Origin of the sequence: Ensifer sp. ENS07 (assembly GCF_014852185.1) — a bacterium.
Classification (GTDB): domain Bacteria; phylum Pseudomonadota; class Alphaproteobacteria; order Rhizobiales; family Rhizobiaceae; genus Ensifer; species Ensifer adhaerens.
Genome location: NZ_JACVBE010000100.1, coordinates 1 through 251, shown reverse-complemented (window position 1 = coordinate 251; position 251 = coordinate 1). Strand labels below are relative to the sequence as shown.

General features: G+C 53.4%; 1 tRNA gene. It reads right to left on the bottom strand.

Going from position 1 to position 251, the window contains the following annotated elements:
- Positions 1 to 29: 29 nt before the first annotated feature.
- Positions 30 to 106: transfer RNA gene (locus IB277_RS37830), tRNA-Met, on the bottom strand.
- Between the last annotated feature and the right edge of the window lie 145 nt (positions 107 to 251).

The following is a 251-nucleotide window of genomic DNA, read 5'->3' as shown; positions in this document are numbered from 1 at the left end:
GGATTTCTCCATGCGGGCTTTTTTTGATTTGGTTGCGGGGGCAGGATTTGAACCTGCGGCCTTCAGGTTATGAGCCTGACGAGCTACCGGGCTGCTCCACCCCGCGCCAAGCGTAAATCCCGATGGGATTTATCGCGGTAACGTAAATCCCGAAGGGATTTATGGTCTGTGCCGAGCAAATTGCGAAGCGATTTGTCTCGTGTAAGGGACGCACTGATGACTTCGGTCTAGCAAAACAAAAGGGCCGCTTG